29 protein-coding genes and 1 pseudogene are annotated in these 25203 nt (G+C 69.6%); 12 read left to right on the top strand and 18 right to left on the bottom strand.

Translation table 11 applies throughout. The annotated features are described in order from the left end of the window. Nucleotides 1-7: 7 nt before the first annotated feature. On the top strand, nucleotides 8-634 hold the full coding sequence (locus ACGFIO_RS16780; RefSeq protein ID WP_392827134.1) for a DUF47 domain-containing protein: 627 nt from the start codon (nucleotides 8-10) through the stop codon (nucleotides 632-634). Further along, nucleotides 635-1642, top strand: coding sequence for an anion permease (locus ACGFIO_RS16775; protein ID WP_392827133.1), 1008 nt, complete (start codon nucleotides 635-637; stop codon nucleotides 1640-1642). Between the two features lie 112 nt (nucleotides 1643-1754). Here ACGFIO_RS16775 and ACGFIO_RS16770 read toward each other — a convergent pair whose 3' ends face one another. Continuing rightward, complete coding sequence (locus ACGFIO_RS16770) at nucleotides 1755-2720, bottom strand: Gfo/Idh/MocA family protein (protein WP_392827131.1); 966 nt, start codon at nucleotides 2718-2720, stop codon at nucleotides 1755-1757. 47 nt (nucleotides 2721-2767) lie between these two features. Here ACGFIO_RS16770 and ACGFIO_RS16765 point away from each other — a divergent pair, with 47 nt between their 5' ends. Further along, complete coding sequence (locus tag ACGFIO_RS16765) at nucleotides 2768-3646, top strand: NUDIX domain-containing protein (protein ID WP_392827129.1); 879 nt, start codon at nucleotides 2768-2770, stop codon at nucleotides 3644-3646. Between the two features lie 64 nt (nucleotides 3647-3710). Here the strand turns inward: ACGFIO_RS16765 and pstB are convergent, their stop codons facing one another. The 6 genes from pstB to ACGFIO_RS16735 form a co-directional block, all read right to left on the bottom strand. Then, entirely contained in the window at nucleotides 3711-4487 is a 777-nt protein-coding gene (pstB, locus tag ACGFIO_RS16760) for a phosphate ABC transporter ATP-binding protein PstB (protein WP_392827127.1), read from the bottom strand. A gap of 16 nt (nucleotides 4488-4503) precedes the next feature. Next, nucleotides 4504-5550: a phosphate ABC transporter permease PstA gene (pstA, locus tag ACGFIO_RS16755; RefSeq protein WP_392827456.1), complete on the bottom strand. Its 1047-nt coding sequence runs from the start codon at nucleotides 5548-5550 to the stop codon at nucleotides 4504-4506. A gap of 20 nt (nucleotides 5551-5570) precedes the next feature. Next, nucleotides 5571-6641 (bottom strand): phosphate ABC transporter permease subunit PstC, encoded by a 1071-nt coding sequence (gene pstC, locus ACGFIO_RS16750; RefSeq protein WP_392827125.1) that lies wholly within the window; start codon nucleotides 6639-6641, stop codon nucleotides 5571-5573. Nucleotides 6642-6683: 42 nt separating this feature from the next. Beyond that, nucleotides 6684-7778, bottom strand: a complete 1095-nt coding sequence (gene pstS / locus ACGFIO_RS16745; protein ID WP_392827124.1) for a phosphate ABC transporter substrate-binding protein PstS — start codon at nucleotides 7776-7778, stop codon at nucleotides 6684-6686. A 182-nt stretch (nucleotides 7779-7960) separates the two neighbouring features. Then, nucleotides 7961-8821, bottom strand: a complete 861-nt coding sequence (gene mshD / locus ACGFIO_RS16740; protein WP_392827123.1) for a mycothiol synthase — start codon at nucleotides 8819-8821, stop codon at nucleotides 7961-7963. A gap of 7 nt (nucleotides 8822-8828) precedes the next feature. After that, nucleotides 8829-9551, bottom strand: coding sequence for a winged-helix domain-containing protein (locus ACGFIO_RS16735; protein WP_392827121.1), 723 nt, complete (start codon nucleotides 9549-9551; stop codon nucleotides 8829-8831). 224 nt (nucleotides 9552-9775) lie between these two features. On the opposite strand from ACGFIO_RS16735, the gene ACGFIO_RS16730 reads away from it, so the two are divergent. From ACGFIO_RS16730 to ACGFIO_RS16700, 7 genes are all read left to right on the top strand, one after another. Beyond that, the gene (locus tag ACGFIO_RS16730; protein WP_392827120.1) at nucleotides 9776-10795 is read left to right on the top strand and encodes a hypothetical protein; all 1020 of its coding nucleotides are present in this window, start codon (nucleotides 9776-9778) and stop codon (nucleotides 10793-10795) included. An 83-nt stretch (nucleotides 10796-10878) separates the two neighbouring features. Beyond that, nucleotides 10879-11667, top strand: a complete 789-nt coding sequence (locus ACGFIO_RS16725) for a DUF2993 domain-containing protein (RefSeq protein ID WP_392827119.1) — start codon at nucleotides 10879-10881, stop codon at nucleotides 11665-11667. 20 nt (nucleotides 11668-11687) lie between these two features. Beyond that, complete coding sequence (locus ACGFIO_RS16720) at nucleotides 11688-11816, top strand: Ms5788A family Cys-rich leader peptide (RefSeq protein WP_392827118.1); 129 nt, start codon at nucleotides 11688-11690, stop codon at nucleotides 11814-11816. Nucleotides 11817-11939: 123 nt separating this feature from the next. After that, complete coding sequence (locus tag ACGFIO_RS16715) at nucleotides 11940-12788, top strand: sulfurtransferase (protein ID WP_392827117.1); 849 nt, start codon at nucleotides 11940-11942, stop codon at nucleotides 12786-12788. Between the two features lie 2 nt (nucleotides 12789-12790). Further along, nucleotides 12791-13114 (top strand): DUF1416 domain-containing protein, encoded by a 324-nt coding sequence (locus ACGFIO_RS16710; protein WP_392827116.1) that lies wholly within the window; start codon nucleotides 12791-12793, stop codon nucleotides 13112-13114. Nucleotides 13115-13182: 68 nt separating this feature from the next. Then, nucleotides 13183-14028 carry a hypothetical protein gene (locus ACGFIO_RS16705; RefSeq protein ID WP_392827115.1) on the top strand — a complete coding sequence of 282 codons (846 nt, stop codon included), beginning with the start codon at nucleotides 13183-13185 and terminating at the stop codon, nucleotides 14026-14028. 75 nt (nucleotides 14029-14103) lie between these two features. After that, the gene (locus ACGFIO_RS16700) at nucleotides 14104-16908 is read left to right on the top strand and encodes an RICIN domain-containing protein (RefSeq protein ID WP_392827113.1); all 2805 of its coding nucleotides are present in this window, start codon (nucleotides 14104-14106) and stop codon (nucleotides 16906-16908) included. 147 nt (nucleotides 16909-17055) lie between these two features. On the opposite strand, the gene ACGFIO_RS16695 is transcribed toward ACGFIO_RS16700, so the two are convergent. The 9 genes and pseudogenes from ACGFIO_RS16695 to ACGFIO_RS16655 all read right to left on the bottom strand — a co-directional run bounded on the left by ACGFIO_RS16695 (nucleotide 17056) and on the right by ACGFIO_RS16655 (nucleotide 23156). Then, a complete protein-coding gene (locus ACGFIO_RS16695) occupies nucleotides 17056-17856 on the bottom strand; it encodes an EI24 domain-containing protein (RefSeq protein WP_392827111.1) in 801 nt (266 codons plus the stop codon). 34 nt (nucleotides 17857-17890) lie between these two features. Further along, entirely contained in the window at nucleotides 17891-18349 is a 459-nt protein-coding gene (locus tag ACGFIO_RS16690) for a hypothetical protein (protein ID WP_392827110.1), read from the bottom strand. Between the two features lie 38 nt (nucleotides 18350-18387). After that, nucleotides 18388-19275 carry an alpha/beta fold hydrolase gene (locus ACGFIO_RS16685; protein WP_392827108.1) on the bottom strand — a complete coding sequence of 296 codons (888 nt, stop codon included), beginning with the start codon at nucleotides 19273-19275 and terminating at the stop codon, nucleotides 18388-18390. Next, nucleotides 19272-19595 (bottom strand): DUF2516 family protein, encoded by a 324-nt coding sequence (locus ACGFIO_RS16680; protein ID WP_392827107.1) that lies wholly within the window; start codon nucleotides 19593-19595, stop codon nucleotides 19272-19274. Before ACGFIO_RS16680 ends, ACGFIO_RS16685 begins: the two co-directional genes overlap by 4 nt. A gap of 52 nt (nucleotides 19596-19647) precedes the next feature. Next, nucleotides 19648-20085, bottom strand: a complete 438-nt coding sequence (locus tag ACGFIO_RS16675; RefSeq protein WP_392827105.1) for a hypothetical protein — start codon at nucleotides 20083-20085, stop codon at nucleotides 19648-19650. Between the two features lie 107 nt (nucleotides 20086-20192). Beyond that, a pseudogene (locus ACGFIO_RS16670) lies at nucleotides 20193-20543 on the bottom strand (helix-turn-helix domain-containing protein); the annotation flags it as partial. 158 nt (nucleotides 20544-20701) lie between these two features. Beyond that, the gene (locus ACGFIO_RS16665; RefSeq protein WP_392827103.1) at nucleotides 20702-21532 is read right to left on the bottom strand and encodes a 3-keto-5-aminohexanoate cleavage protein; all 831 of its coding nucleotides are present in this window, start codon (nucleotides 21530-21532) and stop codon (nucleotides 20702-20704) included. Nucleotides 21533-21732: 200 nt separating this feature from the next. Beyond that, nucleotides 21733-22761 (bottom strand): YgfZ/GcvT domain-containing protein, encoded by a 1029-nt coding sequence (locus ACGFIO_RS16660; RefSeq protein ID WP_392827101.1) that lies wholly within the window; start codon nucleotides 22759-22761, stop codon nucleotides 21733-21735. Continuing rightward, a complete protein-coding gene (locus ACGFIO_RS16655; protein ID WP_392827455.1) occupies nucleotides 22758-23156 on the bottom strand; it encodes a Fur family transcriptional regulator in 399 nt (132 codons plus the stop codon). Before ACGFIO_RS16655 ends, ACGFIO_RS16660 begins: the two co-directional genes overlap by 4 nt. 63 nt (nucleotides 23157-23219) lie before the next feature. On the opposite strand from ACGFIO_RS16655, the gene ACGFIO_RS16650 reads away from it, so the two are divergent. Next, nucleotides 23220-23990 carry an aminotransferase class IV gene (locus tag ACGFIO_RS16650; RefSeq protein ID WP_392827100.1) on the top strand — a complete coding sequence of 257 codons (771 nt, stop codon included), beginning with the start codon at nucleotides 23220-23222 and terminating at the stop codon, nucleotides 23988-23990. Here the strand turns inward: ACGFIO_RS16650 and ACGFIO_RS16645 are convergent. After that, nucleotides 23971-24585: an FABP family protein gene (locus tag ACGFIO_RS16645; RefSeq protein WP_392827099.1), complete on the bottom strand. Its 615-nt coding sequence runs from the start codon at nucleotides 24583-24585 to the stop codon at nucleotides 23971-23973. The two genes, ACGFIO_RS16650 and ACGFIO_RS16645, sit on opposite strands and share 20 nt — an antisense overlap. Then, nucleotides 24579-24683, bottom strand: coding sequence for a small membrane protein MtfM (gene mtfM / locus ACGFIO_RS16640; RefSeq protein ID WP_392827097.1), 105 nt, complete (start codon nucleotides 24681-24683; stop codon nucleotides 24579-24581). The genes ACGFIO_RS16645 and mtfM overlap by 7 nt, the downstream gene beginning before the upstream one ends. A 13-nt stretch (nucleotides 24684-24696) precedes the next feature. On the opposite strand from mtfM, the gene ACGFIO_RS16635 reads away from it, so the two are divergent. Further along, a complete protein-coding gene (locus tag ACGFIO_RS16635) occupies nucleotides 24697-25071 on the top strand; it encodes a DsrE family protein (protein WP_392827095.1) in 375 nt (124 codons plus the stop codon). Nucleotides 25072-25203: the final 132 nt, after the last annotated feature.

Genomic DNA, 25203 nt, shown 5'->3' with positions numbered 1-25203 from the left:
CCGCGCTGTGAAGTTCTCCTTCCGCCCCACCGAAGGTGCGTTCTACGAGCTGTTCACCCGAGCCGCCCAGAACCTCGTGCGCGGCACGGAGCTGCTCAACGAGCTCGCCCTGCCCGGGGTGGACGTGCAGTCGGTCAGCGAGCGGTTGACCGACGTAGAGCACGACAGCGACCAGATCACCCACGATCTCTACAAAAAGATCAACTCGACCTTCATCACGCCGTTCGACCGCGAGGACATCTACTCGCTGGGCTCCCAGCTGGACGACGTGATGGACCACCTGGAGGCGGTCGGCAACCTGCTCTACCTCTACGGGCTCACCGAGCTGCCGTCGCTTCCCCGGGAGATGCACGAGCTCGTCAACGTGCTCGATCAGCAGGCGAAGATCACTGCCGAGGCGATGCCACGGCTGCGGGCGATGAAGAACCTGGAGGAGTACTGGATCGAGATCAACCGCCTGGAGAACGACGGTGACCGCGCGTACCGGATGCTGCTGGTCCGGCTCTTCAGCGGGGAGTACGACGCCCTGACCGTGCTCAAGATGAAGGAGGTCGCCGACGAGTTGGAGGCGGCCTGCGACGCCTTCGAGCACGTCGCGAACACCATCGAGACCATCTCGGTCAAGGAGTCGTAATTGTCCGCCGAGCTCATCGCCGTTGTCGCGGTGATCGTCGTCGCGCTTGCCTTCGACTACACGAACGGATTCCACGACGCCGCGAACGCGATCGCGACGAGCGTGAGCACGCGGGCCTTGACACCGCGTACCGCGCTGGCCATGGCCGCGGTGGGCAACTTCATCGGTGCGCACATCGGCACGAAGGTCGCCGAGACCGTCGGCAGTGGCCTCGTCACCCTGCCCACGGGTATGGAAAGCCTGGGCGTCGTCTTCGCCGGCGTCCTCGGCGCCATCTGCTGGAATTTGATCACCTGGTATTTCGGGCTTCCGAGCAGTTCGTCGCACGCTCTTTTCGGCGGCCTCGTCGGTGCCACCATTTTCGCTTCGGGCGGAGCGGTGCAGTGGGCCAACATTGTCGAGAAGATTCTGATTCCGATGGTGGTTTCGCCGCTGGTCGGGTTCATTCTCGGGTTCGTCGCGATGATCGCGGTGCTGTGGATTTTTCGTAATGGACACCCGGCTCGGCTCAATCGTGGATTCCGTAATGCCCAGACGCTCAGCGCCGCGGCGATGTCCATCGGGCACGGCATGCAGGACGCCGCGAAAACGATCGGCGTTGTTGTTCTTGCGCTCCATGTGGGTGGATGGCAAGGAGACGCACGGCACATCCCGGAATGGTCGATCTGGGCCTCCGCCGCCGTGCTCGCGGCGGGTACCTATTCGGGCGGCTGGCGGATCATTCGCACGCTCGGCCGCAAGATCATCGACTTGCGGCCACCGGAAGGGTTCGCCGCCGAGACGGTGGCCAGCGGCGTGCTCTACTTCAATGCCCTGGTCCTGGGCGCGCCGATCTCGACGACCCACACCATCACCTCGGCCATCATGGGCGTGGGGGCAACCAAACGCCTTTCGGCGGTCCGCTGGAGCGTGGCCGGCAACATTATTCTGGGGTGGTTGATCACCTTCCCGGCGGCCGGCATCTTTGCCTGCCTTCTCTATTTAGTTGTCAAGCCACTTTTCGGCTAGGCCGGGGTGCCTGCGAGGCCATCATCGTCACTCGCTGGGGTGCGCGGTCGGTAGTGACAAAGTGTCATGGGATTTCGATGACATTTGTTAGTTGCTACCCCGGCGGGGACGATCAGTAGGCGACGCCGATCTGTTCGCGGACCATGTCCATCAGGGTCATGATCTCGAGGGTTGTGGCGATCGGCACCAGGGGGCTCTCCAGCAGTCCGGCGTCCAGGCAGCGCTGGACCTCGGCCGCCTCGAAGCGATATCCCAGGCCTTCGTAATCGCGGGCGTGGGTTTCCGTCGAACCGGCGCGGGTGACCGAGAAGCCGCGCGGCGCCCAGAAACCGTCCGGGATGTCAATGCGGCCGGATTCGCCGGTGATGGTGGCGCCGTTGGCCGAGGCGCCGTTGATGCTGCAGGTCAGAGCAGCCACGGCGCCGGAGTCGTAGCCCAGGAGAAGGCCGGTGGTCTCGTCGACGCCCTCAGGGGTGAGGCGGGCCCAGGACTGCACCGAGGCGGGAGCACCGAGAAAGAGGTGAGCGAAGTGGATCGGATAGACGCCAAGGTCGAGCAGAGCGCCGCCGCCGAGCGACGGGGCCCGCAGGCGGTGCGTGGCCGGGAACGGGCCCTGGATTCCGAAGTCGGCATGGACCGCGGTGACCCGGCCGATGTGGCCCTGCTCGATCAGCTCGGCCACCTCGCGGATGACCGGGTTGCAGCGCATCCACATCGCCTCCATGAGAAAGGCGTTGTGGGCGCGTGCCTCCTGCACGAGCTGGGCGGACGACGCCAGGTCGAGCGTCATCGGCTTCTCGCAGAGCACAGCCTTGCCGGCGCGCAGGCACTGCAGTGCGGCGGCCTCGTGCTGAGCGTGGGGCGTCGCCACGTAGACCACGTCGACCTCGGGATCGGCGGCCAGCTCGGCCCACGAGCCGTGCGCGCGGGCGAAGCCGTGCCGCTCAGCGAACCGGGTCGCCGACTCCAAGGTGCGGGAGCCGACGGCGGCCAGTTTCGCGCCGTCCACCAGGGCGAGGTCCGAGGCGAACGACTCGGCGATGCCACCGGTGCTCAGGATTCCCCAACGCGTCGTCATGATCGCCACCGTATCGTCCGGCGCCGGCCCGATGGGAGGATCCACCCGTGACCGAACCTCGTGATGGATATCCGCTGCCGCCCGCGATGGTGAAGAGGGCGCACGAGTTCACCGGACCGCCGGCGCCGACCCGTCCGGCCGCCACGGTGGTGCTGCTGAGAGAGGCGGGCCCGGGGTTCGAGGCCTACGTGCTGCGGCGGGCGCGAGGGATGGCATTCGGCGGGGTGTACGCCTTCCCGGGCGGAGGTGTCGACCCGGACGATCAGCCCGTCACGGTGCGATCGGACTGGGCCGAGCGGCTCGGGGTGAGCGACGCCGAGGCCCGGGCGGTGGTTGGGGCGGCCGTGCGAGAGCTGTTCGAGGAGGCCGGGGTGCTGCTGGCGGGCCGAGGGGACGCCGGGGCACGGGCGGCCGGCGAGCAGGAAGCCGATGAGGACGAGGCCGTGGCGCTGGCGGGCCGGGAGGAGGCGGCAGCCGGAGTGGCCGGGTACGACGTCGTGGCAGATGTCGTGGGAGATGAGTGGGAGGCGGATCGGGTGGCGGTGATGCGGCGGGAGCTTCGGATGGCGGATCTGCTGGCTCGGCGGGGGCTGCGGATGCGTGATGACCTGCTGCATCCGTGGGGGCGGTGGGTGACGCCGGAGTTCGAGCCGCGCCGGTTCGACACGTGGTTCTTCGTGGCGGCGTTGCCGGCGGGGCAAGAGGCTCGGGACGTGTCGGGGGAGAGCGACGGCACTGCGTGGGTCGATCCGGCGGAGACCGGGGAGTTGACGATGCTGCCCCCTACGCGGGTCACGTTGGCTTCGCTGGAGGCGTTCGCGAGCATCGAGCAGGTGCTGGTCGAGAAGCGGAACGCCGCCGTGCCGGTGCGGCCCCGGGTGGAGCTGACCGGCGACGGCGGCGCCGTGTTGCGAGTCGATCAGTGATACCGAGGTTCGGCCCGGGGCCACCCGCCCGGCGGGTAACCAGGCCGATAGGCGGCGGGAAGGGTCAGCCGAAGCGGCCGGTGATGTAGTCCTCGGTCTTCTTCTCGGTGGGGTTGGAGAAGATCTTCTGGGTGTCGTCGTACTCGATCAGGCGGCCGGGGTCGCCCGTCTTGTCGATGGAGAAGAAGCCGGTCTTGTCGCTGACTCGGGCCGCCTGCTGCATGTTGTGGGTCACGATGATGATGGTGAAGCGGTCCTTCAGCTTGAACATCAGGTCCTCGATCGCCAGCGTGGAGATCGGGTCCAGGGCCGAGCAGGGCTCGTCCATGAGGACTACCTGGGGCTCTACGGCGATCGTGCGGGCGATGCACAGGCGCTGCTGCTGGCCACCGGAGAGGCCGGCGCCGGGGCGGCCGAGGCGGTCCTTGACCTCGTCCCACAGGTTGGCCGAGCGGAGGCTGTTCTCCACCGCGTCGTCGAGCACCGACTTCTTCTTCACGCCGTTCAGCTTGAGGCCGGCCACGACGTTCTCGTAGATCGACATCGTCGGGAACGGGTTGGGGCGCTGGAACACCATGCCGATCATGCGGCGGACCGCTGTCACGTCGACGTCGGCGTCGTAGATGTTCTGGTCGTCGATGGTGAGCCGGCCCTCGATGCGGGCGTTCGGCAGCACCTCGTGCATGCGGTTGATGGACCGCAGGAACGTGGACTTGCCACAACCCGAGGGGCCGATCAGGGCGGTGATCGTCTTCGGCTCGACGGTCATCGAGATGCCGTCGATCGCCTTGAAGCTTCCGTAGTACGACGTCACGTTCGACGCCTCGATGCGCTTGGCCATGGGGGAATACCTCTTGTCAGGAAAGCCTGTTGCGGCGGGCGAGCAGCTTGGCGGCGATCGTCAGGATCAGCACGATGGCGACCAGTGTCAGAGCGGCCGTCCACGCGCGGTCCGGTGCGAACCTGGATGCGTCACCGGCCTGCGAGTAGGTGTACAGCGCGAGCGACGACTGGTTGCCGTCGAACGGGTTGAAGTTGATCGCCGCGGCGCCACCGGCGACGAGCAGCACCGGAGCCGTCTCGCCGGCCGCACGGGCCACCGACAGCATGACGCCGGTCACGATGCCGGGCAGTGCCGTCGGAAGGACGATCCGCAGAATGGTCTTCCACTGCGGTACGCCCAGCGCGTACGCACCCTCGCGCAGCGGCCCGGGCACCAGCCGCAGCATCTCCTCTGTCGACCGGACGATCGTCGGCAACATCAACACGGTCAGTGCCAGAGAGGCCGCGAAGCCGGAGAACCGCGGGTTCCCGTCGTTGAACCACGGGCTGACGATCAGCACCCAGAAGGCCAGCACGAACAGGCCGGCGACGATCGACGGGATACCGGTCATGACGTCCACGAAGAAGCGGACCGTCAGGGCGAACCGGCCCCGCCCGTACTCCACCAGGTAGATCGCGCCGAGCACACCCAGCGGTACCGCCATCAGGGTGGCCAGGCCGACCTGCTCCAGCGTGCCGATGATGGCGTGGTAGGCGCCGCCCATCGGGTCACGGGCACCGATGTTGTTCATCGACGTGCCGAAGAAGTTGCCGTCCAGCCGGTTGGCGCCCTTGGAGACGAGCGTCCACACCACTGAGGCGAGCGGCAGGACCGCCAGCACACAGGCGGTGTAGATCAGCGCCTGCCAGACCCGGTTGGTCGCCGCGCGCCGGCCCTCGACCCGGCCGGCGACGATCGAGAGGCCGATCAGGTAGAGGATGCCGGCCACCACGACCACGAGCACCCAGCCACCGAAGCCGGTGCCGAGCACCACCGCCGCCGAGACGACGAGCGCCACAACGGCGATGAGCAGATTGACCACCAGCGGCAGCTGCTTGGTACGCAGGCCGGACGGCGTCATCACAACATCGGAAACCTGGGTCATGCGGCACTGTCCCGGAACTCGCGACGGCGGTAGATGATCGCCCGAGCCGCCATGTTGACCACCAGCGTGATCGCGAACAGGACCAGACCGGAGGCGATCAGCGCGCCGCGGCCGGTGGCGTTCGCCTCACCGAAGGTGTTGGCGATGTTGGCGGCGATCGAGTTCCCGCCGTTCTCAATGATGTTGAAGGAGATGTTGAAGACGATGCCCAGGGTGAGCGCCAGGGCGATCGTCTCACCGAGCGCCCGGCCGAGGCCGAGCATGACCGCGGCGATGATGCCGGGCTGTCCGTACGGGAGGACAGCGGTGCGGACCATTTCCCACTTGGTCGCGCCCAACGCCAGCGCGGCTTCCTCGTTCATGCCCGGGGTCTGCATGAAGACCTCCCGGGACAGCGAGGTGACGATCGGCAGCACCATGATCGACAGCACCAGGCTGCCGAGCAGGATCGAGCGGCCGAACGGTCCGTCCCCGCCGAAGATCGGGATCCAGCCGAAGTACTCGTTGAGCCACTGGGAGAAGTCGCGCACCGGGTTCAGGAACACGTCCCGCCCCCAGAGGCCGAACACCACACTGGGCACGGCGGCCAGCAGGTCGATGATGAAGCCGAGCGGCGTGGCCAGCCGCTTCGGCGCGTAGTGCGACAGGAAGAGGGCAATGCCCAGCGCGATCGGCACCGCCACGATGAGGGCGATGATCGACGACAGGACGGTGCCGAACGCCAGCGCGGCGATGCCGAACTTAGGTTGGGCATCGTTCGGGAACCACGCCTTGTAGGTCAGGAAGTTCTCGTTGTTGGCCGACAGGGCCGGCACCGCCTTGGAGATCAGGAAGATCGCGATGGCCACGATGATGACCAGCACCATCGCGCCGGCGGCGGTGCTCAGACCTCGGAAGCCGGCTTCCATGCCGAAGCGCTTCTTCGTGGCCAGGGCATTGCCGCCACCCAGGGGCGGTCCAGCGGGGGCGTTCGGCGATACGCCGGTGCCGGCGGACCGGGTGTGACTTCCTGTCACACCCGATTCGCCGGCCGGTGTCGTCGCCGAGCGGGAGGGGATGTCACCCATTCGCTCGCTCGCTTTTGAATAGAAGGGGCTGTGTCGAGTGGGTCAGGCGAGCGCGCCGACGGCGGTCTCGACCTTGCTGCGGACGCTGTCCGGCAGCGGCGCGTAGCCCAGCTCGCCGAGCGCCTGCTGGCCACCGGTGCTGGAGGTGTAGGTCAGGAAGCCCTTGATCGCGGCGGCCTTGGCGCTGCCCTTGCTGCAGACGATCTCGTACGTGACCAGGACGATCGGGTAGGCCCCGGCCTCCTTGGTCGAGTAGTCGATCGACAGCTTCAGGTCGTTGCCGGTGCCCTCGACCTTGGCGCCCGCGATCGTCTTACCGGCGCTCTCGCCGGTCAGCTCGGCGTACTCGCCGGCGCCGTTCTTGATCTTGGCCTTCTTCAGGTCGCTGTTCTCGGCGAACGAGAGCTCGACGTAGGAGATGGTGCCCGCGGTGCCCTTGACCTGGGTGGCCACGCCGTCCGACTTGGCCGCGCCGGTGCCGCCCGGAGCCTTCCACGCCTTGGCGTTGCCGAAGGTCCAGATCTTCTCGGCGGTCTTGCTCAGGTATTTGGTGAAGTTGTCGGTGGTGCCCGACTCGTCCGAGCGGTGGACCGACTGGATGGCGGTCGACGGCAGCTTCGCCGAGGGGTTGTCCGCCTTGATCTCGGCGGCGTCCCACTTGGTGATCTTGCCGGCGAAGATGCCGGCCAGGGTCTCCGGCGAGAGCTGGAGGTTGTCGACGCCGTCCAGGTTGTAGACGACGGCGATCGGGCCGATCACCATCGGGAGGTTGAGGGCCTGGCCACCGGCGCACTTGGCGTCGGCCTGCGGCTGCTCCTCCGGCTTGAGCGCCGAGTCGGAACCCGCGAAGTCCGCGGTGCCGGCGATGAACGCCTGGATGCCCGCGCCGGAACCGGTGCCCTGGTAGTCGATCTTGGCGTCGGCGCACTGACCCTGGTAGGTCTTGATCCACTCGTCCATCGCGTTCTTCTGGGCGGTGGAACCCTGAGCGGTGATCTGGCCGGCCACGCAGTTCGCGTTGGCCGCGGAGGCGCCGCCGGCGGACGGCGTGGCCTCGTTGTCCGAACCGCACGCGGTGAGCGCGAGCGTCGCAGTCAAAGCAATGCCGGCCACGAAGCCGACCCGCTGGAGCTTCACAATTTTCCCTTCGAATGGATTGCGCGCCGGTGTCTCACCGGCTCATCCGAAAGCTAAAAGAGGCAAGTAACTGGGCTCCCGGCCCTAAATGAACGCAGCGTGAACAGGTCTACGCGCTGGGGTGCACGCCGACTGAGGATGTGTTGTCCGTTACGTGAACCAGCGCACGGCGTGCCTGGTCGTCAGGCCGCGCGGTGGTACATCACGTCGGCGGCGTGAACGCCGAATCCCAGGCTCTGGTAGAGCCGGACGGCCGCCTCGTTGGACTCGTCGACGTACAGCATGGCAGTCGTCAGGCCCTGCTGTTTCAAGTGGGTCAGCCCGGCCACGCTCAGTGCCCGGCCGAGCCCGCGCCGGTGGCCGCCCGGGTCGACGCCGAGCACGTAGACCTCGCCCAGCGCGGGGTCGGCACCGGCCGCGGGGTGCACCTTTGTCCAATGGAAGCCGAGCAGGGTGTCCTCGATGTCGACGGCGAGGAGGAAACCGGCCGGGTCGAACCACGGCTCCTCTTCACGCAACGTGAGGTCGTGGGTGGTCCACCGGCCCTGCTCGGGATGGTGCGCGAAGGCCCGGGCGTTGATCGCCAGCCAGGCGTCCTCGTCGTGGCCGGGGCGGAACTCGCGAACCGTGACGCCCTCGGGCAGCCGATTGTCCGGAAGCGGCGGCGAGTCGAGCGGGCGGCGCATCTGGAACAGCACGCGATCGCGCGAGAAGGCGCTCCGGTCGGCAAAAGAATGCGCAGCCGAATTGTCCCCATGAGCCCAAATATCCAATGGGCCTGATCCGAGGGCGGCCAGGAGTGCCGTTCCATAGCCGCGGCGCCGGTGATCGGGATGGACGACGAGTTCGCCCGAACCACCGTCGATATTCGCGAAACCGGTGAGGGTGTCCCCGTCGTAGGACGACACGGAAAAGCCGCCGCCGTCTCGGACGCGCAGAACGACATCCTCGGACAGCGGGTAGACGCCGTCGGCCTGAAGAGCGGCGGCGGCCAGGTCGAGCACCGCCGCCGCCGGAGGAGAAGAAGGCTCTGCCGAGACCAAGGCAGGGTCAGACCGGAAGCGAGACGGGCTCGTTGTCGGGCAGCTGGCGGCCACTCGGCGGGATGACGAACTTGTAACCCACCTGGCGGACGGTGCCGATCATCGACTCGTACTCGGAGCCGAGCTTGGCCCGCAGCCGCCGAACGTGCACGTCGACAGTGCGCGTGCCGCCGAAGTAGTCGTAGCCCCAGACCTCACGCAGCAGCTGGTCGCGGGTGAACACCCGGCCGGGGTGCTGCGCCAGGAACTTGAGCAGCTCGAACTCCTTGTAGGTGAGGTCGAGCGGGCGGCCCTTGAGCTTCGCCGCGTACGTGTCGGGGTCGATGTTGAGCTCGCCGGCCCGGATCGAGCCACCGGCCCCGGCGGTCGCGTTGGACAGCCGGCCGACGCCCAGCCGCAGCCGGGCCTCGACCTCGGCCGGTCCGGCGCTGGCCAGGATCACGTCGTCGACGCCCCAGTCCGCGTTCAGGGCGATCAGCCCGGCCTCGGTGACCACGGCCACCAGCGGGACGCCCAGACCGGTCGCGTGCAGCATGCGGCACGTGGCGCGGGCCTCGGAGAGCTCCGAGCGGGCGTCCACCATGACCGCGTCCGGGCTGGGCCCGGAAACCAGAGTGCGTACGTCGCGAGGCGCCGTACGCACGGAATGGGGCAGCAGGTCCAGGGCGGGCAGCACGGCGGACGGTTCACCAGCGCGTGCCGTCACCAACAGCAGGATTTCCACACTCACCTCGACTCTCGCGGGCCCGGGGGCGCCGGACTAAAGAATCCCGGCGTCACCGACGGGTGGGCTGGGCTTACCTTAACCGACGAAGAGCATTGTTCACCCTGGTCGCACCGGCCTGTGATATTGCGTACGCCATCAAGGTGTCCGAACGGCCTATCGGTAACGACCCGTTCATATGACTGCCACGCCGGGATGCACGGATTCCGGAGTCTGGCACGATCGCAGTCGTGTTCCCCTCGATGCCGACCGACGGCGACCGTGACAACTGGGATGAGGATGTCTCCCGGGAGATCGCGCGTTCCGCTCCGCGTGCGGCCTCCGGTGTCTACGGCGCTGTGCCCGACGAGTCCACCTCCCGTGCCGGCGGATACGCCGACGGAGAGGAGCCGGACGAGGACCACGAGACCGAGATCCCGCTGGTGCCGGTCCGCCGGCCGCTGTCGGTGGCCATCGCCGGCTTCTCCGGGCTGCTCGGCATCGCGCTGATCCTCGGAGCGCAGACGTCCGGGCCCGACTCCCGCTGGCCGTACGCGATAGTCCTGTTCGGCGTGCAGCTGCTCTTCGCGCTGGCCTGGACGATGGCTATGCGCCCGCCGGTGCCGCTGCTGGTGGCCGGGGTGGCGGTGCTGGCCGCTCTCGTCAGTGACTTCCTGGCGGCGAGCGCCCGCGAGGCCGGCCTGCTGCAACTGCTGCTGGTCGCCGTGGTCGGCGTGGTCGTCATCGTCGGCGGGCAGTTCGCGTTCCGGCTCGATCGGCTGCGGGTCCGCGACGCGCTCACCTCGACCGTGCTGATCACCGGCGGCGTGATCACGCCGGCCGTCTTCCTCGTGCTGTCCCGTGAGCCGGTGGGCACCCAGGCGCAGATGGTCGGCCTCGCCGCGGCCGGCGTCGGCCTGCTGGTGGCCAGGCTGGTGGACGCGGTCTTCCCCAAGCCGCGGATCGCCCCGCAGGTGCCGCGGGGCGCGACCGGCATCATCCTCGGCGCGATGCTCGGCACGCTCGCCGCCGCTCAGCTGGGCAGTTTTCTGGTGCAGCCGTTCACCCCGGCCCGGGGCGCGGTGCTCGGCCTGGTCGCGGCGGGCGCGGCGGTGCTGGTCGACCTGGCCATCAACTTCACCGAGGCGGGGCGGGACTGGCCCGACGAGGCGCCGACGTTCTGGCTGGCCCGGCACATGCAGGGGCCGCTGGGCGCGTTCGCGGCGGTCGCTCCGGTGGCGTATGCGTTGAACGCCTTCTTCCTGACCTGACCCAGAAAACCTGACCTGACTAAAAAGAGGTGGCGGGGGGCATATACGGTCGCCCGCATCAGTGGCTGTCAAGAGGAGATCACGTGGCCGAGGTGTACGGCGAACGACGCCCGCGCAGGCGCTGGGGACGCCGCCTGCTGATCACCTTGGTCGTGCTGCTGATCATCCTGGGCCTGATCGCGGTGGTGGCCGACCGGCTCGGCGCCTCGTACGCGGAACAGATGATCGGCGACCGCGTCGCCCAGCAGATCGCCGACCAGAAGGCGACCTCCGGCGACCCGCGGGTGACGATCAAGGGTGTGCCGTTCCTGACCCAGGTGGTCAAGGGCGACTACCAGGAGATCCAGATCGAGGTCCCGGACTTCGCCGGCCCGGCCGGCAACGGCAAGACGATCAAGCTGCCGCTGCTCGACGTGCGGGCACTGGACGTTCGGGCGCCGCTGGACACCGTGCGCTCGGGGCAGGGCGACATCGTGGCCGGCACGCTGACCGGCGCCGGCACCCTCGACTACCCGACCCTGGCCGACCTGAGCGATCAGGACGGCGTCAAGCTGGCCGAGAAGGACGGCAAGCTGGCTGTCACCGCCCCGGTCAAGATCCTCAACCAGAGCGTCACGGTCAACGGCACGGCCAACCTCGAGGTGGCCGCCAACAACGTCGTCCGGGTGCGTTTCGAGGAGGTCACGGCCGAGGGTCTGCCCGATGTCCCGCTGGTACGCGGCGCCCTGAACAACTACGCCCGGCAGCTGTCGATCGACGTCCCGGTGCCGGCCCTGCCGCTCAACCTCAAGGTCGAAAAGGTGCAGCCCACGCCGAACGGTCTCGTGGTGACCGCGGGCGCCAAGAACGTTCCGCTCAACAGCGCCGGCTGACGATGTGACCGCCGTCCCGGATGCTGGTTCGAGGTGTTCCGGTGGCTGGAACCGCTGGTAGGGTCGGCCGCATGAGCCTGTTGCTCACCAAACGGCGCGCGGTCGACCTGTGCCGCGTGGCCGCCTGCCTGTGTCGCCCTGTCATCTGACGGGGTCCTTCCGGCTGCATTTCTTCCGCCCGGCAGTGGCGCCGTTCGCACGAAATCGCTGATCCATCCTGGGGTCCGCGCGTGTGCGGACCTCCCTGGAATCTCAACAAGGGAGCCAAATCGATGAGCCGCGACTCTGCGCTCGTATCTGCCGACTGGGCCGAGAAGAACCTCGAGACCCCGGGTGTCGTCTTCGTCGAGGTCGACGAGGACACCACCGCCTACGACGGCGGCCACATCCCGGGCGCGATCAAGCTGGACTGGAAGAAGGACCTGCAGGACCCGGTACGCCGGGACTTCGTCAACCAGGAGCAGTTCTCGCAGCTGCTGTCCGAGCGGGGCATCGGCAACGACGACAAGGTCGTCCTCTACGGCGGCAACAACAACTGGTTCGCGGCCTACGCGTACTGGTACTTCAAGCTCTACGGTCACCGTGACGTGGTGCTGCTGGACGGCGGCCGCAAGAAGTGGGAGCTGGACGCCCGCGCGTACACCACCGACGTCCCGCAGCGCGAGAAGACCAGCTACACCGCTTCCGCACCGGACCTGTCGATCCGCGCCTTCCGCGACGAGGTCGTGCAGGCGATCGGGGCGAAGAACCTGGTCGACGTGCGCAGCCCTGACGAGTTCGCGGGCCGGTTGCTCGCACCGGCGCACCTGCCGCAGGAGCAGGCGCAGCGGGCCGGGCACATCCCGACCGCGATCAACGTGCCGTGGAGCAAGGGCGCGAACGAGGACGGCACGTTCAAGTCGGACGAGGACCTGGCCAAGCTCTACGGCGACGCCGGGCTGGACAACGGCAAGGACACCATCGCCTACTGCCGGATCGGCGAGCGGTCGAGCCACACCTGGTTCATCCTCAAGGAGCTGCTCGGCAAGGAGAACGTCAAGAACTACGACGGTTCGTGGACCGAGTACGGCTCGCTGATCGGCGTGCCCGTCGTGCTCGGCGACGAGCCCGGGAAGGCGTGACGATGACCGCATCCGACATCTCCGGCTGCGCCGCACCGGACCAGTCGGCGCCGCTGCCCGCGAGCGTCGACCTGGAGAAGGAAACCGTCATCACCGGAATCGTGAACAACGCCGAGGGCGATGTGGTCGGCGGCGCGTACGTGCGCCTGCTGGACTCGTCCGGCGAGTTCACCGCCGAGGTGGTCACGTCGCCGCAAGGGGTGTTCCGCTTCTTCGCGGCGCCCGGGTCCTGGACGTTGCGGGCGCTCTCCCGCCACGGCAACGGGGACCTGGTCGTCGACGCCACCCGCGGCGTGAACGAGGTTGGCCTGAACGTCGCCGCCTGACGCTCTGTTGGGAAAGGCCCGCCCCGCGCGTAGGGGTGGGCCTTTCGCGTGAAGGGAGGCGTGTCACCATGACTGCCGTGACCACGCCGCCCACCGAGCAGCCGCGCGTCCGCCGGCCCGGGCTGATCGCCGTGGTGGTGGCCTGGATCCTGGTCGTGGCCGGGCTCGGGCTGTGGTCGGTGTGGCACGACCCGCCGACCGTGCCCGAGCAGCGCGACATCGCTGCCGCGATGCCGGTGCTCCAGGAGGCGGCCGGTGCGGTTTTCGCGGCGGCGTCGGACGGGCGAGACCGCGCGGCCGAGATCGACGACGTCCGGGTACGCCGGGGATGCCGCGTGACGCCGGTGCGGTCCGGCGTCGAGGCGACCCGCACGGTCACCGTCTACGTCCGCGGCGACGGCGCCCTGCCGGTGCTCGAGGCGATCGCCGCCGCGCTTCCGGCCGGCTACCACGCCCGGGCCGACGCGAGCACCACCGGGCGCCGGGTCGGCCTGGAGGCGGACGCCGGCGGTTACGTGGCGATCGACGCCCGGGCCGAGGCGTCCAGTCAGGTGGTGCCGATCGAGGTCAGCACCGGCTGCCGCCCGGACGGTGACCTCGAGCTGGAGTCGCCGAGTCTGGTCAAGCCGCCCGCCCAGCTGGTGGCCGCGCTGCGGGCGCTCGGCCAGGACGAGGCGGCGGCGGCCGGTTCGAGCACGGTGTCCTGCCCGAGCGGTGGTTCGGGGCGGACCTACACGGTGGACGGTGTGCCGCCGCCCCGCGATCTCGGCGTGGCTCTGCAGCCGGTGGTCGGCGGCGCGTCGGTGGTGCGCGCGGAGCCGTCGGGGTGGGCGTACCTGATCGACGGCGTGGCCGTGGCGGTGGTGAAGCAGGGGTCGACGCTGCGGCTCAGCGTCACCGAACCCTGTCACTGATAGACAATCATCGATTGGCTGCGTTACCCTCCGGTTACGCGCTCAATCGAACATTTTCTATCAAGGGTGAACGCCATGCGTCGTCGAACCTTGCTGGCCGGAGCCGCTGCCGCCGTCCCCGTCGTCGCGCTCGCCGCCGACCCGGCCGCGGCCGTCGCCCCCGGATACGTGGTCAACCGCGCGCCGCTGCGGCCGGACGCCCTGATCCGGCTCACCCCCGGCTCGACCCGCGCGACCGGCTGGCTCGCCACCCAGCTGAACTACCAGCTCACCGGGCTGAACGGCCGGATGACCGAGGTGTCACACTTCCTCCAGTACGACAACAGCGGCTGGGTCAACCCGGCGCTGGCCGGCTGGGAGGAGCTGCCGTACTGGCTCAAGGGCTTCGGCAGCCTCGGCTACACGACCGGCGACTCCCGGGTGCTGACCGAGACCGAGCGCTGGATCACCGGGGTACTCGCGACCCAGGCGCCGGACGGCTTCTTCGGACCCACCCGGCTCCGCACGAGTTTGAACAACGGCCCGGACTTCTGGCCGCACATGCCGATGCTGCACGCCATCCGCGCACGCGCCGAGTACACCGGCGACACCCGGGTGCTGCCGTTCCTGACCCGGTTCTTCCAGTTCGTCAACGCGCGCCCGGCCGGCGTCTTCCAGTACGACTGGGGCAGCTTCCGCTGGGCCGACACCCTCGAGGTCGTCTTCTGGACCTACAACCGCACCGGCGACGCGTTCCTGCTCGACCTGGCCCGCAAGATCCACCAATACTCGCAAAACTACGTCAACAACCTGCCGACCCCACACAACGTCAACCTGGCGCAGGGCTTCCGGGAACCGGCCGTCTACTCGGTCCTCTCCGGCGACGCCACACACCGGCAGGCCAGCTACAACGACTACAACCAGATCATGGCCCAGTGGGGACAGTTCCCCGGCGGCGGCTTCGCCGGTGACGAGAACACCCGCCCCGGCTTCGGCGACCCCCGCCAGGGCTTCGAGACCTGCGGCATCGTCGAGTTCATGGCCAGCCACGAGATGCTGACCCGGATCACCGGCGACCCGGTGTGGGGTGACCGCACCGAGGACCTGGCGTTCAACTCGCTGCCCGCCGCGCTCGACCCGCAGCAGCGCGGCATCCACTACGTCACCAGCGCCAACAGCATCTCGCTGCGGGACCGGCCCGGGCATCAGGGGCAGTTCCAGAACGGGTTCGCGATGCAGGCGTACATGCTCGGCATCGACAACTACCGATGCTGCCCGCACAACTACGGGATGGGCTGGCCGTACTACGTGGAAGAGATGTGGGCGGCCACCCCGGACGGCGGGCTGGCGGCCACCCTGCACGGGCCGTCGCGGGTCACGGCTCGCGTCGGGGACGGAACGACGGTGACGATCACGGCCGACACCACCTATCCGTTCTCGGACACGATCACCTACACGGTCAGTACGCCCCGATCGCTCGCGTTCCCGCTGCTGTTGAGGGTGCCCGGGTGGTGCGTCGCCCCCGTCGTCACTGTGAACGGGGCCGCCGCGCCCGGGGTGGCCGGCCCGGCGTACCTCAGAATCGAACGGACCTGGACCACCGGTGACCGTGTCGTTCTCCGCCTGCCGATGCAGGCCCGGACGCGAACCTGGGCGAGCAACCACAACGCGGTCTCCGTCGATTTCGGGGCGCTGACCTTTTCGCTGGCGATCACCGAGAACTGGGTGCAGACCGGCGGAACCAGCACGTGGCCGACGCGCGAGGTGCGACCCGGATCGGCGTGGAACTACGGCCTGACGCTGAATGGCTTCGCGGTGACCACCGGTCTGGGCAACGCGGCCGATCCGTTCACCCCGGCCGGCGCGCCGATCCGGATCACCACCGGCGCGCGTCGCGTGACCGCCTGGAAAGCGGATTCGGACGACATCGTCACGCCGTTGCAGGACAGTCCGACGCCGTCCACCGAGCCGCTGGAAACGGTGACACTGATTCCGATGGGCGCGGCGCGGCTGCGCGTTACATCATTCCCGCGAATCGGCGACGGGCGGCCGTGGATCGAGCCCGGCGTACCGTTCCGCATTCAGAACCAGAATTCCGGCAAGGTGCTCGGCGTGGACCAGATGTCCACTGCCGACAGCGCGCGGGTGGTGCAGTTCGCGGACAGCGGAACGGCCGACCACCTGTGGGTTCCGGTGGACAACGGCGACGGCTGGATCCGCATCCGCAACGTCAACTCGGGCAAGGTCCTCGGCGTAGCGGGTATGTCCACCGCCGATTCGGCGCAGGTCGTGCAGTTCACCGACAACGGCACCGCCGACCACCTGTGGCAGATCGTCGACAACGGCACCGGATACGCCCGCATCCGCAATAAGAACTCCGGCAAGGTGCTGGGCGTCTCCGGTCTGTCGACGGCCGACTCGGCCAATGTGGTGCAGTTCGCGGACAACGGGACGGCCGACCACAATTGGCGGCTGATTCCCGACGGGCGGGTCAAGCTGCAGGCCACTCATTCGGGCCAGGTGCTCGCGATCCAGGACATGTCGACGGCCGACGGCGCGCAACTCACGCAGTGGCCGCCGACCGGAACGGCCGACCACCTGTGGCATTTCGAGGACGCCGGCGGCGGCTATTTCCGCATCGTCAGCGACCACAGCGGAAAGGTCGTCGATGTGCTCGGCGCGTCCACCGCCGACGGTGCCCGGGTGGTGCAGTGGGGATCGGCCGGCGGCGCCAATCAGCAGTGGCGATTGGCCTGGACCGGGCCGTCGATCTTCGCCATCGTGGCCCGGCACAGCGGAAAGGTGCTGGAAGTGTCGGGCCAGTCGGCCGCCGACGGCGCCATCGTCACGCAACGCAGCGATCTGGGAAACCAGCGCTGGCGGGTCATTCCCGGTTCGTGAAGGGTCGAAGGCGGATGTCGTAGGTGAGTGGGTGGTGCTGACCGTCGCTCCCGCCGAGGTCGCTTCGCTCCACGTGCGTAAATTGGTCGCGCCCTTTATATCGGTGGTAGGCCTGGGCGGTATCCGCTGCGCAGATGCCGCCCGGGCCTACCCCTGGCCGGGTCGCTGCGCGGCCGCGTGCGTGGTCAGAGCCTCGACCGGCAGGCCCAGCACCGCGCGGGAGAGCAGCGCCGCCCCGGCCACCGCGGCCGGCATCAGCAGCACCGCGCCCAGCGGGATCAGGAAACAGAGGAAGACCGCGACCCCGAAACCGAGCGCCAGCGGTCGCCGCGCCTTCAGCACCGCGCGTCGGTCCCGCAGGCGCTTGCCCCGCCGCTGGAACGGCACCCCGGTCAGCTCGACGGCGAGAAGCCAGCCGCCGACCGCACCGCCCAGCACGATGCCGAGAACCTGGCCCACCACCGGGATCAGCCCGATCAGGAACAGCGGAACGCCCAGCAGGATCGACAGGCCGATCAACCGCAGGCTGTCGACCAGGCTGCGGCCCAGCGAGCGGTACCACTCGGTCTCGACGGCATCGGGCACGCCGCCGAAGCGCTCCTCGACCAGTCCGGAGATCTTCTCGTAGAACGGGTCGCCGATCAGCAACGTGACGGCGGTGAAGGTAAGGACCGTGAGCAGGCCGGATACCCCGAGCAGGGCCAGGCCGGCGAAGATCTGGATGGCGTCGCGCCAGCCGGTCGCCCAGTCGTCGGCGAACCAGGTGACCGCGGCCGACAGGTCGTCGATGTAGACGATCAGGGTGATCAGCGCCGCGGCGTACACGACAGCGGAGATCAGCGCGGGCAGCATGCCCAGACCGAGCAACCCGGGCCGGCGCAGCACCTGCCCGAGGCCGCGGCCGAGCAGGCCGGCACCGGTGAAGAAATCGCGAAACGCAGCACCCACGCGGACAGCGTAGGGCGAGCGGGCCAGCGTCGCCTCAGCGGCGGCGGAACAGCAGGCCACCCGACGTCGACGACGTGCTGCCGGACGGGGTCGCCGAGGACGACGGCGGACCGCTGGTGACAGTCGTCGGCGTCGGGACCGGCGGGTGGGTCAGCGGCGGAAGCGTGGTCAGCGTGACCAGGGGGCCGCCGGGGCTGGGCGACGAACCGGCCGACGGCGGCGGTGCGGTGGCCGGCGGCGGGGCCGGCGCCGAGGGCAGCGCCGACGTCTGAGCGGCGGGCCGGCGTACGTCGTAGCGGACCGGGTTGACCGGCTCCGTCGGGTGTCCCCTGGCCGGCGCGGCACCGATCGTGCCCGCCCCACCGGGCGCGCCGGCGATCCGGGGCTGCCCGGCCCGGCTTCCGGTGGCGCCCAGCATCCAGCCGAGGGCGACGGCGAACGGCAGCCCGAGCGCGATCAGGCCTATGAAGATCGATTTAGGGGAGAGCCGCACGCCCAGAACACCGCGTGGCGACCGGAAAGGTTACGGCCTCAGGCGTTCAAGAACGTCGAAATCCGGTCGCGCAGATCGGACCGGTTGGTCCACAGCACCGACGGACGATCGTAGATGTGCAGGTCAGCGTCGGGGAAGGTGGCGGCCAGGCGTTCGGCCACCCGCACCGGGTGTACGTCGTCGCCGGCGCACCCGAGCACCAGCGCGCGGGCGGTGACCTTGGCCAACGCGGCCGGGTCGGGAACGGCGGGTGCCGGCCACAGCGAGTCGAGGTCGGCCGACAACCCGTCGCGCATCAACTGCTCGACGCGGTGCCGCAGGTGGCTCCAGCCGGCCGGAGTGTGGCGGACGGACGGCGGCAGTTCCGCCTCGACCGCCTCGGCGACCAGCGCCGCCTCGCCGGTGTCGAGCGCGGCCAGCAGCCGCCCCAGCCGGTTGACCGCGGCCGGGGAGCGGACACCGTCGAGCGGCGCCGGCAGATAGAAAACCACCCGCTCGAACCGGTCGGGCGTGTCGGCCAGCAGCCGGCACAGGGCCCCGGCGCCCATGCTGACCCCGAGCGCCCGGGTGGCCGAGGCGTGATCGGCGACGGCGCGCAGCTCGGCGGCCAGGTCGGCGAAGCTCCACGGCCCCGGTGGCGCCGACGAGCGCCCGTGGCCGCGGAACTGGAAGAACACCCGGCGGCCACGCACCGCGCTGCCCAGCGGGCGGGTGCCGGAGATGTCACCGGCCAGCCCGTGCGCGAACACGGCCACCGGGGTGCCGACGCCGCTGGTCAGCTGTTCCAGGCGTACGCCGGCCGGGCCGTCGATCAGCTCGGTCGGCGGCGACGGCAGGGTCGGCCGGCCGGTGCGGGGGCCGGTCGGTGCCGGTCCCCAGGTCCGCGGCCCGCCGTCCGGAGGCGGCGGCCAGCGGAAACCTCTCACCAGAAGCCTTTGCCGTCCGTCAGGTCGCGCAGGCCGCGGCGGACATCGAGCAGGTAGATCAACGCGGCGGCCACGCCGATCAGGCCGAAGATGCCGGTGGCGCCGCCGCCGCTGATCGGCAGGAAGGTGAGCACGAAGCAGACCGCGAGGATGGCCAGCCAGGCGCCCTTGGGCAGGGTGCCGATCGCCTGGAACCCGTCGCCGCGCTGAGTGACGCAGTGGATCAGGGCGACCGCCTGCACGATCAGGGACGCGATGTTGACGATGAGCGAGATGATGCTCACCACGTCTATGTAGAAAATCGGCGCGCTGGTGGCCATGACCTTGAGTCTATGCCGGAGGCCCCGGCCGCTGCCGGGGCCTCCTCAGGCTTCAGTTGCTCGTGGTCTTCTTGGCCGGGGTGGCCTTCTTGCGCGGCTTGGGGGCGGCGGCCTCGATGGCGGCCGGCTCCTCGGTGGTCTCGATGTCGGCGTTGACCACGTCGGCGGTCGCGACGACACCGGTGCCGACGACCCGCTCGCCCCGGGCGACCAGCGCGGTGTACGCCTGGACGGCCCGCTCGGACGCGACCTGCGCGAAGGCGACGGCGCCGGTGGTGGCGTTGTCCCGCAGCTTGTCGAAGTCGGTCTGGTTGGCCTTCTCGTTGGCCGCCCGCAGCGACGCGGTGGCCTTCTCGCTGAGTTGGTTGACCCGCACGCCCAGCTCGTCGACCAGGGCCGGGAGCTTGCGGAGCTGCTGGTACGCCAGATCACCGGCGCCGGCGGCGGCGTAGAGCGGAGCGGGGAGCCGGGTGTTGGTCTGCTCGGGCATTACTTCTCCTCCGTACGGGAAATGGTGGTCTCGGTCGCGAGCCGCTCGCGGATCGCCGCCTCCTCGTCGAGGTCAGGCGCGGTCTCGGGGTCGAGCTCGGGTTCTGGTGCTTTCCGGGCGTTCTCGTTGCGGAACGTCTCGTAGATCTGCGAGAGCGACTGCTTCTGCGCGATCGTGAGCTCCGGATCGACGGCGATCGCGGCCAGCACACCTGGCTGACCATCGCTGTCGAGCAGGCCGGCCCGCAGGTACATCGCCGGGGTGGAGACCCGCAGCGCGCTGGCGATCTGCTGCAGCACTTCGGCGCTGGGCTTGCGCAGGCCACGCTCGATCTGACTGAGGTAGGGGTTGCTCACCCCGGCCTTGTCGGCGAGCTGCCGAAGCGAGATCTTGGCGGTCTGCCGGAGGTCACGGATGAACGTCCCGATGTCCTGCGGCAGATCGTTGTTTCCGGCCATGCGATCGACAGTAACCCGCACTGCTAGCTCCTGCAAGCAAAATGCTAACTCCAGCTAGCGTGAACCAGGTCACCAGACGGATCGTTCGCCGAGCGTGGAAACATCGGCCCGGTCACGTCCCCCGCCCCCGCGACGCCCGGCGTGACAACACCGAAGGATCAAGCCGGTACGCCGAGCAGCTCCCGGGCCGCCGCCGGGATCAGCGGCGGCCGCTGGGCCAGCTGGGCGAACCCGACCGCCCGGGCCACCAGCTGCATGTTCGACTCGACCGGCCGGCCCCGGGCGTACGAGATGGTGTCCTCCATGCCCACCCGCAGGTGCCCACCGGCCGAGAGCGAGGCCAGCATCACCGGGATCGTCGACCGGCCGATGCCGGTGGCGCTGAACGTGGTCCCCGCCGGCAGATCCCGGATCACCGACTCGCAGGCGACCAGCGCCGCCGCCGTCCCCGGCATCCCGCCCGGCACACCCATCACCAGGTCTACGTGCACGTGCCCGCCGACCGGCAGCCCGTGCTGGTCGAGCAGCCGCCGCAACGTGGTCAGCTGGCCCAGGTCGAAGATCTCGTACTCCGGCACGATCCCGCGCTCCTGCATCCGCCGGTGCAGGTCGACGATGAACTCCCAGCGGTTCAGGAACACGCCGTCACCGAAGTTGACCGTGCCCATCGTGCAGGACGCCATCTCCGGCCCCGCTTCGAGCACGGCCAGCCGGGCATCCTCGGGGTCGGTCACCGCGCCGCCCGAGGAGAGCTGCACGATCAGGTCGGTCGACTGCTTGAGCGCGGCCACGGTGTCACGCAACCGGCCCTGATCGAGCGTGGGCCGGGCGTCGTCGTCGCGGATGTGCACGTGAACGATCGCCGCGCCGAGCGCCTCACACTCCTTGGCCGTGGCGACGAGCTCATCGAGCGTCACGGGCAGCGCGGGCACTGCCGCTTTGCTGCTCTCCGCCCCGGTCGGCGCCACCGTGATCACGGTCCCGGGCATGCTGTTCCGCCTCTCCGGCCCTTTTTGCGCGGGGTGGCGCTGTGTGTTTGGCGCGGGGTGGGTTGCTGGGTGCGCTGGGTACGCAGCCTAACGCGTGGGGTGGGCGGGTGGGGCGGTTGCGCGTTTGGGAGGGGGCGCTTGCGGGGGTGTTTAGGACGGGTGGGGGCGGTTGCGCGTTTGGGGGGCGCTTGTGCGGGTGTTTAGGCCGGGTCGATGGCGGCAGCCGACTCGCCGACCGTGAGACGCGCGTCATCCGCGACGTTCTTCTTTACGACGGCCAAGGCGATCATGCCCAGCTCGTGGTGGCGCACGGCGGTGCCGACGAAGCCGACCGCCCGCCCGTCCAGCTCGACCGGTGTGCCCTGGGCCGGCGGCTGGTCGGTGGCCACCCCGTCCAGGTGCAGCAGCACGAGCCGGCGCGGCGGCCGGCCCAGGTGATGGACTCGCGCCACGGTCTCCTGCCCGCGGTAGCAACCCTTGTCCAGGTGTACCGACTGGGCCAGGAAGCCGGCCTCGGCCGGAATCGTCCGGTGGTCGGTCTCCCAGCCGAGCCGTGGGATCCGGTGGGCGACTCGGAGCGCCTCGTAGGCCCACAGCCCGGCCCGCGGCACGTCGAGATCGGGCACCTGCCCATGTGGCACCAGCAGGTCGACCCCGAGCGGCACCCGGCGAACCAGCATCCCGCGCACCGAGACCGCCGGATAGAGCGCGGTCGGAGCCGCCGCCACCGACCCGGCGGCGAACTTCGGACCCGGAACGGGAGCGACCACGGGTGCGCCCAGCTCGGGGAAGAGACCGGCCGCGCCCGGCCCGACCAGCGACCAGACGTCCAGCTCGGCGGAGGCGTCGCGGGGCTCCACGCGGGTGAAGAACCGCATCATCTCGAGGTATTTCAGTAGCCCGGCCCCGGCCCCGGGCTCGGTGTCGAGCCAGGCGGTGGTGCCGTCCTCGGTCACGTACGCGTGCTGCTCGACGTGGCCGTGCGGGGACAGGACCAGGAGCTCGGAGCCCTGCCCGGAGCTCAGGTCGGTCAGGTGCTGGGTGGTGAGCGTGTGCAGCCAGGAGGCGCGTTCCTCGCCGGGGACCGCGATCACATCCCGGTTGGACCGGTCGACCAGGCCAACCGCGGTCTCCAGCAGGCGCTGCTCGCGCACCGGGTCGCCGTAGTGTGCCGCCACGCCCGCGTCGGCCGACTCGGGGGCCAGGTCCTCGATAGTCACGGTGGTCATGGTCGATCCTTACAGTCCCCGCACTCGCCGAACAATGAGACGTGCCCGACATCGACCCGGAACGAGCGCTCGGCCAGGAGGCGTTCGGTCACCGGCTGCATCACCGACGGGTCGACCTCGGCGATCGAGCCGCAGGCCCGGCAGACCAGGTGGACGTGCTGGTCCTCACCGGCGGCGTGGTAGGTCGGCGAGCCGTGCGACAGATGGGTGTGGTTGACCAGGCGTAGCTCCTCGAGCAGCTCGAGGGTGCGGTAGACGGTGGTGATGTTGACGCCGGCCACTCGTTTTCGCACGTAGGTGTGCACCTGTTCGGGGGTGGCGTGGCCCAGCTCATGGACGGCCTCCAGGATCAGCTGGCGCTGCGGGGTGAGCCGCAGGCCGCGTTCCCGGAGCATCTCGGCGAGGGTCGTGGCGGGCACTCCAGAAGCATAGTTCGGCTCGGCGGATAGTCTGCGCCGGTGAACCTGGTTATCCCGGCGGGGACGATGCTCCGGCCGGACGATCGCGGGGTGCTGTACGGCGAGGGGGTCTTCGAGACGCTCTGGATCCGGGACGGGGTGGCCCGGCTGCGGGCGGCTCACCTGGCCCGGATGGCCCGGTCGGCGGCGCTGCTGGGGATCCCGCTGCCCGACCCGGCGCCGTTGGTCGACCAGGCCGAGGAGGCTTGGCCCGCGGCGAAGGGCGAGGGTGCGTTGCGGCTGGTGGCCACGGCCGGGCCGGCCGGTGGGGAGCCGGTGCTCTACGCGACCGTCTCACCCGTACCCCCGGAAGTGATCGCCCAGCGGGCCGACGGGGTGCGGGTGGTGACCGCCGGGGCCGGAGTGTCGTGCGAACGGCCCGGCTGGTCGCTGACGACCGCGAAGACGATCTCCTACGCCGCGAATCTGGCCGCGCGGCGGTCGGTCGCCGGGGCGGACCTGCTGTGGATCTCCACCGAGGGGTACGCCCTGGAGTCACCGACCGCCGGCCTGGTGTGGCTCGAGCAGGGCGTTCTGCACGGGGTGGCCGGCGACGGCGTGCTCCCGAGCGTCACCGTGGCGCACCTGCTGTTGACCGAAAACGGAAGAGCCGGATTTGTCCGGCCGGCCGAACTGCACGAGGCCGACGGCATCTGGCTGGCCTCAGCCCTGCGCGGCCTGGTCGAGGTGCGCGAACTCGACGGACGCCCGCGCGCCCGGTCGAGTGCGACCGGGCGCCTGCAGGAGATCGTCAGCCGCCGACCCGGATAAGCCGCGCCGACATGTGCGGATGCGGCCCGTCCCCATTGGCGACCATCTCGTGCGCGTACAGCAGCGCCCCGTCGACGATGCCGAACAGCCGCTGCCCACCGGTCACCTCGGCTCCCGTCGGCGTCCGCACGATCGCGTCGGTCGCCATCTCCAGCCGGGTGCCGTTCGCCCGGCCGAGGTACAACTCCATCACCCCATCGGGCGTGATCATGGTGGCTTCCATGTCGTCGCCCGGCTTGCCGTCGACCAGCACCGGACGCCAGAAGCCGAACTCGCGCACCGACTCGGCCACCGGCTTGGAGTCGCCGTCGAGCAGCCAGGCGCGCGACGAATACATCAGGAACGGCCGGCCGTCATGGCTGATCGTGATCTCCTGCGCGAAGTCGTAGTCCTCCGGCGCCGGGAATCCACCCTGGCCGCGCCCGCGCCACTGCCCGACGAACGGCAGCAGCCCCAGCAGCGACGGGTGCAGGTCGGGACCTGTGCGCAGGTCGAAGGTGTCCTCGTACGGGTAGGGCTCGACGGGCGGCGCGTTCAGCCACGGCGGCGGGCCGAGAGGATTCTCGTCCGGCTTCTCGGTGGAAGAACTCACCAACGCCCCCTTGCTATCCGCACGGCCAGGTAGCCGACGCCGCCGGCCATGGCGCCCAGGCCCGCGACGAGCAGGCTCACGAATCCGATCTCGGTAACCACGGGAAGCCATCCTATGCTGAGCCGCATGGCACGCATGCTCGTCGTCAAGGCGACCGCCGGTTCGGACGCCCCGGAACGCTGCTCGCAGGCTTTCACGGTCGCGAGCACCGCCGCGGTGGCCGGGGTCGATGTCTCGTTCTGGATGACCGGCGAGTCGACGTGGTTCGCCCTGCCGTCCAAGGCCGGGGAGTTCGACCTCCCGCACGCGGCGCCCCTGCCCGAGCTGCTCGGCATCCTCTTGGAGGCGGGCCGGGTGACGGCCTGCACCCAGTGCGCGGCCCGCCGCGGCATCACCCCCGAGGACGTCCTCCCCGGCATCCGCATCGCCGGCGCCGCGGTCTTCGTCGAAGAAGTGATGGCCGATGGCGCACAGGCCCTCGTCTATTGAGTTCAAGAGCTTTGCTGTCGTAGCTGGGTGGGTGGTCCAGACCGCAGCTCATTGGTGGACCCTTGTTGTTGTCCGGCTCGTTAGGGCCGGAGGCATCTGGATCCGTCGGGTCATCGCCCACCGTTGCTGCCC

This window comes from Actinoplanes sp. NPDC049265 (assembly GCF_043197135.1).
GTDB lineage: Bacteria > Actinomycetota > Actinomycetes > Mycobacteriales > Micromonosporaceae > Actinoplanes.
This window is presented reverse-complemented; position numbering and strand designations above follow the sequence as displayed.